This window comes from Hymenobacter fastidiosus, assembly GCF_039539565.1.
GTDB lineage: Bacteria > Bacteroidota > Bacteroidia > Cytophagales > Hymenobacteraceae > Hymenobacter > Hymenobacter fastidiosus.
The window spans coordinates 1-557 of record NZ_BAABDJ010000020.1 but is presented as its reverse complement, the minus strand read 5'-3'; the positions used below and the strand labels follow the sequence as shown (position 1 = coordinate 557).

The window sequence follows — 557 nt, the reverse complement described above, 5'->3', positions numbered from 1 at the left end:
AGTAAGAAGTAAGAAGTAGGAATGGACGCCAGAGCCAGTCCCCCCTACCGCTGGTGCGCCTTTTTTATGCACTCATTCCCACCTCTTACCTCCCACCGCTTACTTCTTACTTCTTACTTCTTAAGTAAAGCATACATGTCTTTCGCCGAACACCCTCTGGCCGAATCCAACCCCCTGACCGGGCGCTTTCGCTCGTTTGCGCGGGTGCAAACCCCGCGGGCGGGTCGCACGCTGGCCCGCTGGGGGGCCGGGCTGGGCCTGCTGGGGCTGCTGGCCGGCTTCCTGCCCTGGACCCAGAACATCCGCTCGACCGGCTCGCTCACCACCCTGCGCCCCCAGGACCGCCCCCAGACCGTACCCAGCACCATTGCCGGCCGCATCCAGCGCTGGCGGGTGCGCGAGGGCCAGCACGTGCGCCAGGGCGACACGCTGGTCGACATCGTGGAAGTCAAGGAGAAATACTTCGACCCCCAGCTCGTGCAGCGCACCAGCGAGCAGCTCGACGCCAAGATTAGCTCCCTGGGGGAGAACCGGGCGAAGGGCACGGCCCTCAGCGC

General features: G+C 65.0%; 1 pseudogene. It reads left to right on the top strand.

The features are described 5' to 3' along the window. Positions 1–135: 135 nt before the first annotated feature. Positions 136–557: pseudogene (locus tag ABD833_RS10965) on the top strand (biotin/lipoyl-binding protein); the annotation flags it as partial.